Raw genomic sequence first — 15,429 nt, 5'->3', positions numbered from 1 at the left:
TCGCGCCCAGCACGCGGGCCGGACGCCCGCTGACGTCGAGATCGCTCCAGCCGCCGCCGACGAAGTCGACCGGATAGTCGGCGAGCACCGCGCCCACCTCGCGGGTGCGCATGCCCCTCGTGTAGTTGTCGAGCCGGGTCAGGATCACGTTGAACAGGTCGCCGCCGGGCTTCAGATAGACCAGATGCTGCTCGGCGACGTCGACGATGATCTTCGGAAATGCGCCGCAGGTCTTGCCGCGCGCCTCGGCGATCGCATCGAACAGCAGCGCGAACAGTTTTGGCGGCATCGTCTTGCGCCAGCCGCGCTCGAGCGCCAGCGGATTCCAGCCGGACTTGGCGAAGACCAGCCGGCCGTTGCGCTTCTCCGGCGGCAGGCCGCCGAAGAAGCCGGGATTGGGGATACCCATATGGGTCGCGAACACGGCGCCGTTGGCTCCCAGATGATCGCGGTTGAATGCGGCATGGTCCGGAAACACGTAACCATGCGCGGTGTAGCGGCTCTCGAGCCCGTGACGCCTGGCGAAATAGCAGGGGTGATCGCAGAACCAGGTGAAGACGGGAATCTGGGCGACGTCCCAGAACAATCTGCCGTCCTTGGTGTGGATATCGAGTCCGATGCCGGAGAAGCCGAGCGCCATGGTCTCGGCGCGCCGCGGCAGCAGGGCGTTGAGCCGGGCCGAGAAATCCGGCGCCAGCAGATCGAGCATCTTGACCTCGTGCCCGAGCCGGTCGAGCTCCGCCGCCGCCATCGCCAGGATGCCGCGCAGCGAGTCATAGGTGGTGTTGCTGGAATACAGGACGCAGATCACGGACATGGGACCTCCGCGCTCGATGGTGTGGCTGCTCGCGCGGGCATTTCCGTCGCCTTGCATGCTGTCAGTTGAACGGCCGAGCCGGCCGTTCCGGGCTCGGAATAATCCTGACGGGCGGATTTATTTCGCCGGAAACGGCCGTGTCGTCACGTTGAAGCTCCGTCGGGCGCCGTCGCGACCCGACATGAGGGGCGAGAGCGCATGCAGCTTGATGGCTTCGACGTCGTTGTGGTGGGCGCCGGCTTCTTCGGCGCTGTGATCGCCGAGCAGGTGGCGAGCAGGCTCGGCCGCTCCGTCTGCGTGCTCGACCGCCGTCCGCATATCGGCGGCAACGCCTATTCGGAGCTCGATCCCGACAGCGGCGTCGAGGTGCATCGCTACGGCACGCATATCTTCCATACCAATTCCGAGACCGTCTGGCGCTATCTGCACCGCTTCACCGAGTTCACCGGCTACCGCCATCGCGTCTTCACGGTGGCGAACGGCCGCGTCTATTCGATGCCGATCAACCTTGCGACCGTGTGCGCTGCGTTCGGGCGCGTCATGTCGCCGGACGAGGCCCGCGCCGTGATCGCGGCGGAGGCGGCCGCGCACGGCGCCGCAGGGATCGGCAATCTTGAGGACAAGGCAATCGCCTCGGTCGGCCGCACGCTCTACGATCTCTTGATCCGCGGCTATACGCAGAAGCAATGGCAGACCGATCCGCGTGAGCTTTCGGCCGACATCATCGGCCGCCTGCCGGTCCGCTTCACCTTCGACGATCGCTACTTCGCCGATCGCTATGAGGGCATGCCGCTCGACGGCTACACCGCGATCTTCCGCGGAATGCTCGGTCATCCCAGGATCGCGGTCCACCTCGGTGTCGACTATTTCGACGTCGCCGACCGCATCAATCCGCGGCAGCTCGTGGTCTATACCGGTCCGATCGACCGCTTCTTCGGCTATGCCTGCGGCCATCTCGGCTGGCGTACCGTCGACTTCGCGCGCGAGGTCCACGATGTCGCCGACTACCAGGGCGCCGCGGTCATCAACTATGCCGACGCCGAGGTGCCGTTCACCCGCGTCCACGAGTTCAGGCATTTGCATCCGGAGCGCGCGCATGCGCAAGGCCGGACGACGATCTACCGCGAATATTCCCGCTTCGCGGGCCGCAGCGACGAGCCGTATTATCCGATCAACACCGCCGCCGACCGCGCCATGCTCGGCTCCTACCGTGCCATGACGGCGTCGCGGCCGAATGTCATTTTCGGCGGCCGGCTCGGCTCCTACAAATATCTCGACATGCACCAGGCGATCGGCGCCGCGCTGAAGACGTTCGAGCACGAGGTCGAGCCGTTCCTCGCCCGGCAAGGCATGCCCTGCGTGACGCGGCCGCGCGCCGCGAAGTCTTGTCGCCCTTGCCGGCGTGATCTAATCCTGCGAGCTGCGGGCAACGAACGCCATAACAAATCGCCCGCGGTCCCCGGTGAGGAAACAATGAGAAAAATCGTCATTGCCGCGGCTGCCGCCGCCACTAGCTTTGCTTTCAGCATCGCCCGCGCCGCGCCGCTCCCGGAAACATCGGCGCACCAGGTCGGTTTCTCGGAGCGGGGGCTGGCGCGGCTCGATGACTTCTTCGCGCGCGAGATCGCGGCCAAGCGCGTGCCCGGTGCCGTGGTGGCGATCGCGCGCGACGGCAAGCTCGTGTATTACAAGGCATATGGCCAGCTCGATCCGGTGAAGGGCACGCCGATGCCGATCGATGCGGTGTTCGCGCTGGCGTCGATGACCAAGCCGATGGCGGCGGTTGCAGGCCTGACGCTGATGGAGCAGGGCAAGCTGCCGCTGCAGGCCAAGGTCGCCGAGTTCTATCCGGCGTTCGCCGACATGAAGGTCGGCGTGCAGCAAGCGGACGGCTCGCTGAAGATGGAGCCGCAGGCGCAGCCGATCTTCATCCACGATCTCTATCGCCACACCTCCGGCCTGATGTATGGCGGCCGGCCCGACAGTTCGAGCGCGCTGGCGCGGCTCTATCCCGACGGCACGGCGCCGGCGGTCGAGGGCGACACGGCGGCCTTCATCGACCGCATCACCCAGCTGCCTCTGGTGCACCAGCCCGGCACCGAGTTCGAATATGGCTTCTCGATCGACGTGCTCGGCGCCGTGGTCGAGAAGGTCTCCGGCCAGCGGCTTGGCGATTATCTCGCGGCCAATGTCTGGAAGCCGCTCGGCATGAAGGATGCGACGTTCCACCCGGCCGATGCGCAGCGCGCGCGGCTGGCGCGCCCGTTCCCCAACGATCCGCTCACCGGCAAGCCGCAAGCCATCAAGCTGCTCGATACGCCGACCAGGTTCGATTGCGGTGGCGCCTGCTCGTTCGCCACCGTCGGCGACTATCTGCGCTTCGGGCAGATGCTGCTCAATGGCGGCGAACTCGACGGCAAGCGCATCCTCAGCCCCAAGACGGTGCATCACATGATGTCGAACCATCTCGGGCCAGAGATCAAGAACAACGTCGCGGCGGTCGAACCGCATCGCGGCGGCTTCGGCTTCGGGCTGTCGGTCGCAGTGCGAACCGGCGAGGGGCTGGCGTCGGTGCCGGGCAATCCCGGCGAGTTCACCTGGAACGGCGCGTACGGCACGCAATTCTTCTGCGATCCGAAGGAGCGCCTTGTCGTCGTTGTGGGAACCGCGGCGCCGGGCGAGCTGCGCAAATATTATCGCGAGAATGTGCAGGACATCGTCTACGGCGCTATGGTGAAGTAACGCCTCAGCGGAAAAGTCGAACCTCACGTACTCACGTTTTGCACAAGTGAGCGTGGAACAGCAAAAAAGCCCGTCGCTCAAGCGAGCGACGGGCCTCAATTTCGCGGGCCTACCAGCGCCTGTACACGCCGGTCAGCGTACCGTTGTTGTTCCCTTCAGGACCTACGTCGCCCTGGGTCGAGCTCGGCGTCGGGTGGTTGGTGCCGTTGAATGAACCGTACCAGCCTGGCTCCGCCGGAGAGTACATCACGTCAGGCTGCACGGCCTGATAGCGGGGGCCGCCATAGTATCTCGGTCCAGGGTTCCCGTAAGGATAATAGCCTTGTGCGAACGCGCCTGCCGTTGTTGCGATCAGGGACGCCGCGGCGAGGGACAATATCTTGGTCTTTCGTTGCATTCACACTCTCCTTGCTGGTGTCCCGACCAACGACCGCCATGGAGCGGCGTTCCTGATCTGCCATGCATCTCGCAAAGGCAAATCTGCGCGAGCGTGGGATCAGGTTCTTGTGAAGGGGCTTGTGCTCCGGGAGGGCACTGCCGGGCAGGATGCATCCGTCGCCGGCCCGTTATGCTTATATGGCTATAACGGCGAATGCGCGAGCGGCGCCTCGAAAACCCGGGGCGATTCGTAAAAGGAAGCCCGCCACTGCGGCGGGCAAGGTCTCAGGGAGGAAAGCGCCCTGACAAGGGAGCGTGCGGCCAGTCTCCCCGATTCGTGCGCGGCTGCGAAGATCGTATAACTACTGTCATCAGGGCCGGCATTATGCGAATGCTGCAGGGGGCGCGGCCGGCCGGCAAGGCGCGCTAACACGGCGCAAATACAGGGGAAGTTCATGAGCACGTCTGGAGTTTTTGCCCGCGTCGTCGCGGCGATCGGGGCCGGCGCCTTGGCGTGGCGGCGGATGCAGGGCGCGCAGCCCGCGCCGGCCTGGGGTAGCGCGCCAGAAATCCCGGAGGCCAAACCGCAGGGCGCGATCCCGACGCTCAAGATGCCAACGGCGCGGGGCTGGGACAGGGACCAGAAGCCGGTCGCCGCGCCCGGGCTCAAGGTCAACGCCTTTGCGGCCGGGCTCGATCATCCGCGCTGGATCAACGTGCTGCCCAACGGCGACGTGCTGATCGCGGAGGCGACGCAGATCGCAGGAAAGCCGCGCAGCGTCTTCCACTACGCGATGCAGGCGACGATGCGGCGCGCCGCGGCGCTCGGCGTCAGCGCCAATCGCATCACGCTGCTGCGCGACCGCGATGGCGACGGCGTCGCCGAAAGTCGCGGCGCCTTCATGGAGGGGTTGAGCCAGCCGTTCGGCATGGCGCTGGTCGGCGACACCTTCTATGTCGGCAACACCGACGGCGTGGTGGCGTTTCCCTACACCGCGGGCGCCGATCGCATCACCGCGCCGGGACGCAAGCTCGTCAGCTTCAAGCCCGACGGGCACTGGACGCGCAGCCTGCTGCCGAGCGCCGACGGCAAGAAGCTTTATGCCGGTGTCGGCTCGCTCAGCAACATCGCCGAGAACGGCATGAACGTCGAGGAAGGCCGCGCCGCGATCTACGAGCTCGATCTCGCAGGTGGCACCAGCCGCATCTTCGCCGGCGGCCTGCGCAATCCAGTGGGCATCGCGTGGGAGCCGACCACCAATGTGCTGTGGACCGTCGTCAACGAACGCGACGGCCTCGGCGACGAGACGCCGCCGGACTATCTGACCTCGGTACGCGACGGCGGCTTCTACGGCTGGCCCTATTGCTACTGGGGCAAGACGGTCGACGATCGCGTGCCGCAGGATCCGGCGATGGTCGCCAAGGCGATCCAGCCAGACTACGCGCTCGGCGGCCACACCGCCTCGCTCGGCCTGTGCTGGATGCCGCAGGGCACGCTGCCGGGATTCCCCGACGGCATGGTGATCGGCCAGCACGGCTCGTGGAATCGCTCGACGTTATCGGGCTACAAGGTGGTGTTCGTGCCGTTCGCGAACGGCCGTCCCGCAGGGCCGCCGCGCGACATCCTCTCCGGCTTCCTCGCGCCCGACGAGAAGGTGTCGTACGGCCGCCCGGTCGGCGTCGCGCTCGGCCCCGACGGCTCGCTGCTGGTGGCCGACGACGTCGGCAACGTGATCTGGCGCGTGACGGGCGCTTAAGCGCCTGCACTTGCGGCAAGACGACTTGAACGGCGCGGCTTCGATCGAAGCCGCGCCGTTTCATTTGGAACCGAGCGTTAGCCTTGACTTACCGTAAGTATGTACCCGCGCAGGGGGCCGAAGTGATCACGGGCGCATCGACACCAGCTCGGGCGACACCGTCCTGATCTCGCCGCCATCCATGCGCAGCACGGTGCCGGTCATCCAGCGCGCCGGCGGCGACACGGCGTAGGCGACGAGGTCGGCGATCTCCTCCGGCGCGCCGAACCGCCTGATGCCGGCCTGCCTGAGGAAGCCGGCCTTGGCGGTGTCGATATCGACCTGCCTGGCCGCCGCGGCCTTCTCCAGCATCGCAAGGCGGCGTCCGGTCATCACGGCGCCCGGCGACACGCAGTTCACCTGCACGCCGTCGTCGATGCCGCGTTCGGCGAAGGCTTTTGCAAGTGCCTCGATCGCAGCGTTGATCGTGCCTACTGCGGCGGCGCCGGTGCGGGGCAGCATGGCGGCATTGCCTGACGTGAAGATGACGGCGCCTCGCGACGCTTTCAGCGCGTTCCAGGCGCGGATCGTCAGCCGCCTGGCGCCGTGAAACTTGAGCGCGAGGCCGGCGTCCCATTGCGCATCGGTCAGCTCGAACAAATCGAGCCCCGCCACTGCGCCGGCGACATTGACCAGCGTGTCGATGCGGCCGAAGCGATCCAGCGTGGCCTTGACGATTTCGTCAGCGGCATCAGGCGCGGCAAGATCGAGCTCGAGCACCAACGGAGTGCTGCCGCGACTTTCGATCTCCTGAGCTGCCTCGCGCAGCCTCTCGCCGCTGCGCGCGACGAGGACGATGGCGGAAAAATCCCGCGCGAGCCGCAGCGCGGTGGCGTGTCCGATGCCGGAGCTGGCGCCGGTCACGATGGCGACGGATGTGGTCATGTGCATTCCCCGATGGATCGGCGCGCTCGAGTCAGCGGCTCAGGAACTCGCGAATGGCTTGCGCGATCTCGGCGGCATGCGTCTCCAGCGCGAAGTGGCCGGTGTCGAGGAATTTGACGACGGCTTTTGGATTGTCGCGCTTGAACGCCTCGGCGCCCGGCGGCAGGAAGAACGGGTCGTTCTTGCCCCACACCGCGAGGAACGGCGGCTGGTGGGTACGGAAGTAAGTCTGGAAGGCCGGGTAGAGCGCGACGTTGCTCTTGTAGTCGCCGAACAGATCGAGCTGCACGTCGTGCGCGCCGGGCCGCGCCATGTAGTAGTTGTCGAGGTTCTGGCCGTCCGGCGACACCGCCGCCGGATCCGATGTGCCGTGGGTGTACTGCCAGCGCGTGGTGTCCGGCGTCAGGAAGGCGCGCAGCGCGTCGCGGTTCGCCGGCGAGGGGTCCTTCCAATAGGCCTTGATCGGGGTCCAGCCGTCGCTGAGACCTTCCTCATAGGCGTTGCCGTTTTGCGAGATGATCGCCGTGATCCGCGCCGGATGCTTGACCGCCAGGCGGAAGCCGGTCGGCGCGCCATAATCGAACACATAGACCGCGAAGCGATCGAAGCCGATCACCTCGGTAAAGCGATCGATGACGCCGGCGATGCTGTCGAAGGTGTAGTTGAACTTGTCGCGCGGCGGCATGTCCGACTGGCCGAAGCCGGGCAAATCCGGCGCCACGATGTGGAATTTGTCCGCGAGCTGCGGGATCAGATCGCGGAACATGTGGCCGGCGCTCGGGAAGCCGTGCAGCAGCAGCAGCTTTGGCGCGCCGGGCGAACCGGCTTCGCGATAGAAGATGTTAAAGCCGTCGACATCGGCGGTGCGGTATTTGACCTGAGACATCTGTCACTCCTTGTGGTCGTGCGTTGGTGAGTACTGAGACTTAGGATCTGATTTGCTTCGCGAGCCCGCTGATCGCTTCGGGACGCAGATAGAGCAGCAGGGCGCAGCACACGGTGGCAAAGCCCAGCAGCGGCATGAACGGGGCGATGGCGGCGCCGGCCGCGAACACCAGCACGGCGAGCAAGGTGCGGCGCTGCGTCCATGTCCGCACACGCTCGGAGATCAGGCTCTGGTCCGCCTGCGCCAGCACGGCCCGCTCGAAGGCGAGGTAGGCGAGGTCGATCAAGAGGAAGATCACCGCATAGACCACTACCGGCGCGGCGGCCATGTGCGATCGCGCGACCCACGCGGTGGCAAACGGCAGCAGCGAGACCGCGAACAGATGCACGAAGTTCAGCCAGATCAGCCGCGGCGTCGGCTGCCGCACCAGATGCAGCAGATGGTGATGATTGACCCAGATCACCGCGATGAACAGATAGCTTGCGGCGTAGCTGATTGCGGTCGGCCACAGCGGCAACAGGTCGGCGAATCGCGAGCCCTCCGGCGGCTTCAGCTCCAGCACCATCACCGTAATGATGACGGCGATCACCGCATCGGAAAACGCGCCGAGCCGGTCGGCCGAGAGACGTTTCTCCTGCATGGCAGCTCTCCTGTCCGAAATCGTGGGAAGAGGTCAGTGCTCTGTAACGTTCTCGACCGCTTCCCGGATGATGTCGGTGACGAGCTTCGGCGCGGTGACGATGGGGGCGTGATCGACGGGATGTGAACGCACGGTCGCCTGCATCCGCGCCGCCATGCCGCGCTGAGTCTCGGGTGCGATCATCCGGTCGTCCTCGGCGACCAGAAACCAGCTCGGGACGTCCTTCCACAGCGGGCGACCGACCGGCACGGTGATGCAGGCCGGCGAGATCGGCCGCTGCACCGCGGCGAGCACCGCGAGGTCCTCGGACCGCGCGCCTTGCGCGAACGCCGCTGCGAAAGCGGACTCCGGCAGCCAGATCAGGCCATTGGCGTCGGGCGCGAGCTTCGGCGCGAACGGATGCGGCGGCCGGCGGTAGAATACGTCGGCGACCGTCTCGCCTTCATCCGGCGCCAGCGCCGCGACATAGACCAGCGCCTTGACGCGCGGCGAGCGGGTCTCGGCAATCACGGCGCCGGCATAGGCATGACCAACCAGCACCACCGGGCCCGCGACGCGGTCCAGGGTGCTATTCAGCGCCGCGACGTCGTCGGCGAGCGAGGTGAGGGGCAGCGGCGCCGCCACCGCCATGATGCCCTCTGCATCGAGCGCCGTGATCACCCGCGCCCAGTTCGAGCCATCGGCCCACGCGCCATGCGCAAGCACCACCCTGACATCCTTGTTCGACATTATCCGCTCCCTCGTTTCAGGCCGATTCCGGCTGTAACCGCTAAAATACATTTTGATAGGTTACTACGCTTGTGATCCAATGTGCGTAACTTGTCAAATGGATTTTATAAGGTTACTACTGGCGCGACTGAGGAAGCCGCCAGGAGGGCGTCACCGTGCAATCCCATCCGCCCGCGATGTTCATCGCAGACAGCCTGGGCCTCGATTTCATCAATTCGATCGCGACCCCGGTCGATACGCCGGTCGACTGGATCGGCGACGGCGACGGCCTGTTGCGCTGGCTCGCGCAGGCGCAGCTGGTGCCGCCCGATGTGCTCGACGAGATCAAGGCGCACGCGACGCCTGGCGAGCTCGACGATGTCGCCGGTCAGGCCCGCGATCTGCGCGAATGGTTCCGCGGCTTCGTGCGCGAGCATATGGGCCGGCCGCTGGCGCCTCGCGCGCTCAAGGAGCTCGAGCCGCTGAACCGGCTGCTGGAAAGCGATCAGGCGTTCAGCAAGATCGTGGCGCATCGCCACAGGGACGGCGATGACGGCCATGACGGTTTCGCGCTGGAGCGGACGCGGCGCTGGCGCTCGGCCGAAACATTGCTGCTGCCGATCGGGGAAACGATGGCCAGGGTCGTCTGCGAGGAAAGCTTTTCCGACATCAAGGCGTGCGAGGGCCCGGCCTGCACGCTGATGTTCGCCGACCACACGCGGGCGCGTGCGCGCCGATGGTGCAGCATGGCGATCTGCGGCAACCGCGCCAAGCAGGCCGCGCACCGCAGCCGGATGAAGGAAAGGGGCTGAGACCAGCAAAAAGACCAACCAACGGAGGCCAACAAAATGGCGGCACTTCCCCTGATCGTGTTTGACGTCAACGAAACCCTGCTCGACCTCGAGACCATGGAGCCGGTGTTCGCGCGCATCTTCAACGACAAGAGCGCGATGCGGCTGTGGTTCGCCAACTTCATCATGTACTCGGCCTCGCTTACCGTCGCGGGGTGCTACGTGCCGTTCACCGATATCGGCGCCGCGGTCATGAAGATGCTGGCCGACACCCGCGGCATCAGGATCGACGATGCCGACAAGCAGGAGCTGACCGAGAAATTCTCCACCATGCCGCCGCACGGCGAAGTGCCCGGCGCGCTGCGCAAGCTGCGCGCCGCGGGTTTCCGTCTGTTCACGCTGACCGACAATCTGCTCGAAGTACAGACCCGGCAGCTGACCCATGGCGGCATCGTCGATCTGTTCGAGCGGCGCTTCTCCGCCGACGGCGTCAAGCACCACAAGCCGTCACGCCAGGCCTATGGCTATGTCGAGAAGGAGCTCGGGGCAAAGCCCTCGGAGTTCTGCCTGATCGCCTGCCACACCTGGGACACGCTGGGCGCGGTCGCGGCCGGCTGGGAGGCCACGCTGATCAGGCGTCCCGGCAACGATGTCCTCGGCGTCGGCCCGCAGCCGCAGGTCGTCGGCAATGATCTCGACGATGTCGCCGATCAGCTGATCCGCCGCTACGGCGCCAAAGGGTAACGGCACCTGACGGATTCCCGTGCGGAGGAGAGGGCAAAACGCCCCTCCAGGTCCGATCGCTCGGAAGCGCATAAAACCGGAATGAAATCCATAGCGGTTTTCAACCATGCCCCTTGAGCTTTCCTCAACTTCCGCGGCCGATGCTGCATCCGCCGCAGGGATCGAAGGAGCTCACAGCATGCCGGCCAAGGGACGAGCGACCGCGACCAACGCCACCGCGCAAGGGCGCGAGGACATCCTCAACGCGCGTGCCATCAGCACGCTGGGCGCCGGCGTCGTCAGCGCGATGAGCGCGGTCGGTGCCGCCGTCATCAAGAAGAACAAGCCGGCACTCGGCAAGAACGCGGACTGGTTCTGGCACATGTTCGCGAAATCCGAAGCCAGGGCCGCGCGCATCGCCGAGCAGGCCGCGCGCGAGCCGGAGGCCTGCGGCGATGCCACCTTCATCGAGGTCTATGCCGCGCAATTGCCGAAGCTGATGACAGCGGCGCTCGAGAGCCACGAGAAGGCACTCAAGGCGAAGTGATGCCGCATCCGGGAGTTCCGCGACGGTGCTTGTCCCGTTCTCGTTCCTCTTAACCTCTCAGATGCGCCAAGGCGGCAAGTAGCGGCGGCTCTCGCCGATCGGACGGTCTTGCGGATCAGGCGAAGCCGTCACCCGCCATCGCGCTGACCGGCCCTACGGCCCCGATCGGGCAGCCCGCCTGATCCGCGCACCAGCTTTTCTGCGATGGGGCATGGCGATTTGGCGCTGCTTGGCGTAAAGCACCCCAAATCGTCATGCGGCTGTGCCGCTTGCCGGGTACGCAGCTCCAGGTCGTCCCGCTCGACGTTCTGCGCCCGGACCAGTCAAGGTTTCCCATCTCGTGCCCTTTCCGACCACAAGTTCGCCGCTCGCCCGCGCCTTGGCTGAGCGCAACTACGATCAACCGACCCCTGTGCAGCTAGCCGTGCTCGCGGCCGACGCCGTCGACCGTGACCTCCTGGTTTCGGCCCAGACCGGCTCTGGCAAGACCGTTGCCTACGGCCTGGCGATGGCAAAGGACCTGCTCGACGGCGCCGAGCGGTTCGGGCCGGCCGCCGCCCCGCTGGCTCTGATCGTCGCGCCGACCCGCGAACTCGCCTTGCAGGTCCAGCGCGAGCTTGCTTGGCTTTATGAACACGCCGACGGCCGCGTCGTCTCCTGCGTCGGCGGCATGGATCCGCGCCGCGAGCAGCGCGAGCTTGCCGAGGGCGCCCACATCGTGGTCGGGACGCCCGGCCGGTTGTGCGACCATTTGCGGCGCGGCCGTCTCGACATTTCGGAACTCAAGGTCGTCGTGCTCGACGAGGCCGATGAAATGCTCAATCTCGGTTTCCGCGAGGATATGGAATTCATCCTCGAGACCACGCCGGACACCCGCCGCATCTTGCTGTTCTCGGCGACGTTTCCGCGCGGCATCGTCGCGCTTGCCAAGCAGTATCAGGAGCAGGCGTTCCGGATCGAGGTCGCGGGTGACGAAGGCGGCCATGCCGATATCGAGTATCGCGCCATCCGGGTAGCCGCCGACGATGTCGAGCACGCCGTCGTCAACGTGCTGCGTTTCCATGAGGCGCCGAGCGCGCTGGTGTTTTGCAACACCCGTGAGGCCGTCCGGCATTTGCAGGCGGCGCTGCTCGAGCGCGGATTCTCCGTCGCCGCGCTGTCGGGCGAAATGACCCAGAACGAGCGGACCCAGGCGCTGCAGGCGTTGCGCGACGGACGGTCGCGGGTTTGCGTCGCGACCGACGTCGCGGCGCGCGGCATCGACCTGCCGAGCCTCGATCTCGTCATTCACGCGGATCTGCCGAAGGACCCGGAGGTCATGCAGCATCGCTCGGGCCGCACCGGCCGCGCCGGCCGCAAGGGCGTCAGCATCCTGCTGGTGCCCCCGGCACGGCGGCGGCGCGCCGAATTGCTGCTCGATCTTGCCGGCATCGATGTGGTCTGGGGCTCCGCGCCGCAGGCGGAGGAGATCCGCAAGCTCGACCATGATCGCCTGCTGCAGGATGCAGTGTTCTCCGAAGAGGCGACATCAGACGATCTGGCGCTGGCGCAGGCTTTGCTCGCCGAACGCGCGCCCGATGCGATTGCCGCAGCGCTCGCCCGGCTCTACCGCGCGCGGCTGCCTGCGCCCGAAGACATTCTCGATCCCGGCGAGGGACGCGGTCGGGACCGCGACGATCGCCGCGGTGAGCGCGCCTCGCGCCGCGATGATCGTGCCGCCGGGCCGCGATCGAAGACCGGCAAGTCATCCGCGCGTCATGGCATGGAGGAGGCGACCGTCTGGTTCCGCGCCGCGATCGGACGCCGGAAAAATGCCGAAGCCCGCTGGCTGCTGCCGATGATTTGCCGCCGTGGCGGCATCGACAAGCGCGACATCGGCGCGATCAAGATCATGGATACGACCACCGAGTTCGAGATCGCCGCGCGGGTCGCGGATTCCTTCGCGGTCAAGATCAAGCGTCCGGACAAGGAAGACAGCATCCGCATCGAGCCGCTGGCGGGCGCGCCGCAGGGAGAGGTGCGCGAGAAGCCGGCGCGCAAGCCCTGGCGCGACGACGACGGCGTCGGATACAGCGCGCCGCGCGCCGAGGGTGCAGGAAAGCGGCGCGGCACGTCGGACCGCGACGCCAGAGCATTTTCGAGCGAAGGCGCGAGCGGTTCGCGTCAGGAACACGCTTCAAAAAAGGAATCCAGGGACTCGTTCCGATCCGATCGGGACGGAAAAGGCTTCAGGCCGAAATCCGGCGACGAGCCGCGGTTCGGAAAGAAAAAGAAGCATCCAGGCAAGTCCAGCCACGCCGGACACACGCAGTGGCCGGACGTGTCGGCGAAGCCGAAGTTCGGCAAGAAGCCAAAGAAGAAGCGGCGGGGCTGAGGCGGCGTGCGTGTGTATCAGTCTCGCCGCTGCAACAAACTCAGTGTCGTCCCGGGCAAGCGCAGCGCGACCCGGGACCCATAACCACCGATGCTTGCTGCTGCGTAACGCTGGAGCCACAGCTCGTTTCGACAACGAAGCCCTGTGATTATGGGTCCCTGCTTTCGCAGGGACGACGATGTGGAGAGAGCTCCGCGTTCAACTCTATTGCGCGTGAAGCCCGGCATTTTGCAGCCGCTTGGCCCCTCACGCCACCAGCGCGATCTTCGGCACGGTTGCGAGCACCGACTGGTTGCGGCCGTTGGCCTTGGCGGCGTAGAGCGCCTTGTCGGCGGCCTCGATCAGATCGGACCATTGCTGGCCCGCGGTCGGCCGCATGCTGGCGACGCCGATGCTGACTGTTGTGATCAGTTCGCCCGCGCACCATTGCTGGACCTTGTGGCGGATGGTCTCGGCCAGGTTGAAGGCCTCGAGCGCGGTCATGTTGGGCAGCAGCACGGCGAATTCCTCGCCGCCGAAGCGCGCCGGGCAATCGCCGGCGCGGCGCACCGCATCCGAAATGCAGATCGCGATCCCGACCAGCACCTGGTCGCCGGCCTGATGCCCATAGGTGTCGTTGTAGGCCTTGAAATGATCGGCATCGATCATCAAGAGCGCGACCGGCTGGCCGTAACGGCCGGCACGGCGCCATTCGCGCTCGATCTCGCCGTCGAACTTGCGCCGGTTCTTCAGGCCGGTGAGGGCGTCGGTGGTCGCCATCTCCTCGAGCTTGTCCTCGGCGTCGGCGCGGCGGACGATCTCGCGGGCGAGCACCAGCGTTGCGCTGAGCACGAACAGGATCAGAAACGCCATGATCGCGCCGATGCGAATGGCCTCGGTGCGCCAGAGGTTGAAAACGGCTTCGAGCGGCTTGCCGACCACCACGTAAAGCGGCCCGGAGCTGCTGCGCCTGACATAGAGCCGCGGTATGTCGTCGACCGGGCCCTTGCCTGAGAAGGCGCGGCCCGCCTTCAGGTTCTCGGCCTTCCAGTCCAGCTGCTCCGCGAGGTTCTTGCCGATCACATCGAGATCGAACGGCGTCCGCATGATGATGGTGCGGTCGTTGCGCAACACGGTGATGGTGTCGCCCGGCATGAGGTTCAGCCGCCCGAACAGATCGTGGAAATAGCTGAAGCGGATCGAGCCGACCACGACGCCGAGGAAGCGGCCCTCGTCGTCGACGATGCGCCGGCTCAGCACGATGGCGTAGGCGCCGCGATGCAGCATCGGCCGGCTGATGTAAAGGCCGGCATCGGGATTGTCGCGCTGGACCGTGAAATACTCCTCGTCGCTGCGGTTCTCCGGCCGCGGATCGAGGCTCGCCGCGTCGATGGTCAAATTGCCCTTGGTGTCGAACACCTGGATCGCACCGAAATGTTTTGCGGTCGCGGCGTGATCGAACAGGATCAGCTGGCGCAGTTCCTTGCTGATATTGCGGATCTCCGGCATCTCGAGATTGCTGGCGACCGCGCGCAGCGACAGGTCGTAGAGCTCGATGTTGCGGCTGATATCGGCCTCGATGCCCGACGCCAGATTCTCCAGGGTGCGGCGGGCCAGTTGCTCCTCGCCGCGGCGCATGTCGAACATCACGCCGGCGCAGACCGCGGAAAAGCCGAGGACGGTCGCAACCGACGCCGCGATCAGCAGCTTTGCCGATAGCCGCCAGCGCCGCCTTGCGTCGTTTCCCCGTCGAAATGACATGTCCCGCTCCAATGCGTCGTCATGCAACGGGAAATCTTGTTGTCGCCTTAAATGGCGACAGCGGCCGCCGAATGGGTTAACGGGTGGTTGCCGGACTTTTGTCATCGAGGACGTTGTGAACGACTACGACGCATTGCGGGATTATCTGAAGAAGCAGCATCTGCCTGAATTCGTGCTGACCTTCGAGGAGATCGAGGCGATCATCGATGCGGCACTGCCGCGCGCCGCGCACCGGGCCTCGTGGTGGGAGACGTTGCGCAGCCCGCAGGAGAGGATGCCGCAGCGCGAGGCCTGCCTCGAGGCCGGCTACATCGCCACCCGCCAGGCCGACGGCAAGAGCGTCAAGTTCAAGCGAATGCCCAACCGTCGTCCCGGCGAACGCCGGGACCCATAACCACAGGG

The 15,429-nt window shown here is 66.1% G+C and carries 14 protein-coding genes and 1 pseudogene; 8 read left to right on the top strand and 7 right to left on the bottom strand.

Features of this window, described 5'->3' with window-relative positions; genetic code table 11:
* On the bottom strand, positions 1-817 hold an 817-nt coding region (locus AKL29_RS43595; RefSeq protein WP_193395175.1), incomplete at its 3' end, for a hypothetical protein.
* 198 nt (positions 818-1,015) lie between these two features.
* Here AKL29_RS43595 and glf point away from each other — a divergent pair.
* Positions 1,016-2,125: pseudogene (glf, locus tag AKL29_RS40020) on the top strand (UDP-galactopyranose mutase); the annotation flags it as partial.
* A gap of 165 nt (positions 2,126-2,290) precedes the next feature.
* Complete coding sequence (locus AKL29_RS00480; protein WP_050382364.1) at positions 2,291-3,559, top strand: serine hydrolase domain-containing protein; 1,269 nt, start codon at positions 2,291-2,293, stop codon at positions 3,557-3,559.
* 109 nt (positions 3,560-3,668) lie between these two features.
* Here AKL29_RS00480 and AKL29_RS40015 read toward each other — a convergent pair whose 3' ends face one another.
* Complete coding sequence (locus AKL29_RS40015) at positions 3,669-3,956, bottom strand: hypothetical protein (protein WP_075969423.1); 288 nt, start codon at positions 3,954-3,956, stop codon at positions 3,669-3,671.
* A 436-nt stretch (positions 3,957-4,392) separates the two neighbouring features.
* Here AKL29_RS40015 and AKL29_RS00475 point away from each other — a divergent pair, with 436 nt between their 5' ends.
* Complete coding sequence (locus AKL29_RS00475; RefSeq protein ID WP_050382278.1) at positions 4,393-5,694, top strand: PQQ-dependent sugar dehydrogenase; 1,302 nt, start codon at positions 4,393-4,395, stop codon at positions 5,692-5,694.
* A 126-nt stretch (positions 5,695-5,820) separates the two neighbouring features.
* Here AKL29_RS00475 and AKL29_RS00470 read toward each other — a convergent pair whose 3' ends face one another.
* From AKL29_RS00470 to AKL29_RS00455, 4 genes are read right to left on the bottom strand one after another with little or no spacing between them, the layout of a single operon-like run.
* Positions 5,821-6,618 carry an SDR family oxidoreductase gene (locus AKL29_RS00470; RefSeq protein ID WP_050382362.1) on the bottom strand — a complete coding sequence of 266 codons (798 nt, stop codon included), beginning with the start codon at positions 6,616-6,618 and terminating at the stop codon, positions 5,821-5,823.
* A 31-nt stretch (positions 6,619-6,649) separates the two neighbouring features.
* Positions 6,650-7,504 carry an alpha/beta fold hydrolase gene (locus tag AKL29_RS00465; RefSeq protein WP_050382276.1) on the bottom strand — a complete coding sequence of 285 codons (855 nt, stop codon included), beginning with the start codon at positions 7,502-7,504 and terminating at the stop codon, positions 6,650-6,652.
* Positions 7,505-7,544: 40 nt separating this feature from the next.
* Entirely contained in the window at positions 7,545-8,144 is a 600-nt protein-coding gene (locus tag AKL29_RS00460; protein WP_028333685.1) for a TMEM175 family protein, read from the bottom strand.
* A gap of 33 nt (positions 8,145-8,177) precedes the next feature.
* On the bottom strand, positions 8,178-8,873 hold the full coding sequence (locus tag AKL29_RS00455; RefSeq protein ID WP_050382272.1) for an alpha/beta fold hydrolase: 696 nt from the start codon (positions 8,871-8,873) through the stop codon (positions 8,178-8,180).
* A gap of 176 nt (positions 8,874-9,049) precedes the next feature.
* Between AKL29_RS00455 and AKL29_RS00450 the strand changes: the two genes are divergently transcribed.
* The 4 genes from AKL29_RS00450 (at position 9,050) to AKL29_RS00435 (ending at position 13,287) form a co-directional block, all read left to right on the top strand.
* Complete coding sequence (locus AKL29_RS00450; RefSeq protein WP_050382270.1) at positions 9,050-9,664, top strand: CGNR zinc finger domain-containing protein; 615 nt, start codon at positions 9,050-9,052, stop codon at positions 9,662-9,664.
* A 36-nt stretch (positions 9,665-9,700) separates the two neighbouring features.
* The gene (locus tag AKL29_RS00445; RefSeq protein ID WP_050382268.1) at positions 9,701-10,387 is read left to right on the top strand and encodes a haloacid dehalogenase type II; all 687 of its coding nucleotides are present in this window, start codon (positions 9,701-9,703) and stop codon (positions 10,385-10,387) included.
* A gap of 178 nt (positions 10,388-10,565) precedes the next feature.
* Positions 10,566-10,913 carry a hypothetical protein gene (locus tag AKL29_RS00440; protein ID WP_050382266.1) on the top strand — a complete coding sequence of 116 codons (348 nt, stop codon included), beginning with the start codon at positions 10,566-10,568 and terminating at the stop codon, positions 10,911-10,913.
* 340 nt (positions 10,914-11,253) lie between these two features.
* Positions 11,254-13,287, top strand: coding sequence for a DEAD/DEAH box helicase (locus tag AKL29_RS00435; protein WP_050382264.1), 2,034 nt, complete (start codon positions 11,254-11,256; stop codon positions 13,285-13,287).
* Between the two features lie 246 nt (positions 13,288-13,533).
* On the opposite strand, the gene AKL29_RS00430 is transcribed toward AKL29_RS00435, so the two are convergent.
* Positions 13,534-15,027 carry a GGDEF domain-containing protein gene (locus tag AKL29_RS00430; RefSeq protein ID WP_028333679.1) on the bottom strand — a complete coding sequence of 498 codons (1,494 nt, stop codon included), beginning with the start codon at positions 15,025-15,027 and terminating at the stop codon, positions 13,534-13,536.
* A 115-nt stretch (positions 15,028-15,142) separates the two neighbouring features.
* On the opposite strand from AKL29_RS00430, the gene AKL29_RS00425 reads away from it, so the two are divergent.
* Positions 15,143-15,421 (top strand): DUF7662 domain-containing protein, encoded by a 279-nt coding sequence (locus tag AKL29_RS00425; RefSeq protein WP_028333678.1) that lies wholly within the window; start codon positions 15,143-15,145, stop codon positions 15,419-15,421.
* Positions 15,422-15,429: the final 8 nt, after the last annotated feature.

The sequence above is a fragment of the Bradyrhizobium pachyrhizi genome, from assembly GCF_001189245.1.
In the GTDB taxonomy this organism is placed as follows: domain Bacteria; phylum Pseudomonadota; class Alphaproteobacteria; order Rhizobiales; family Xanthobacteraceae; genus Bradyrhizobium; species Bradyrhizobium pachyrhizi.
The sequence above is the reverse complement of the archived record's forward strand: the minus strand, read 5'-3'. Positions and strand labels throughout refer to the sequence as shown.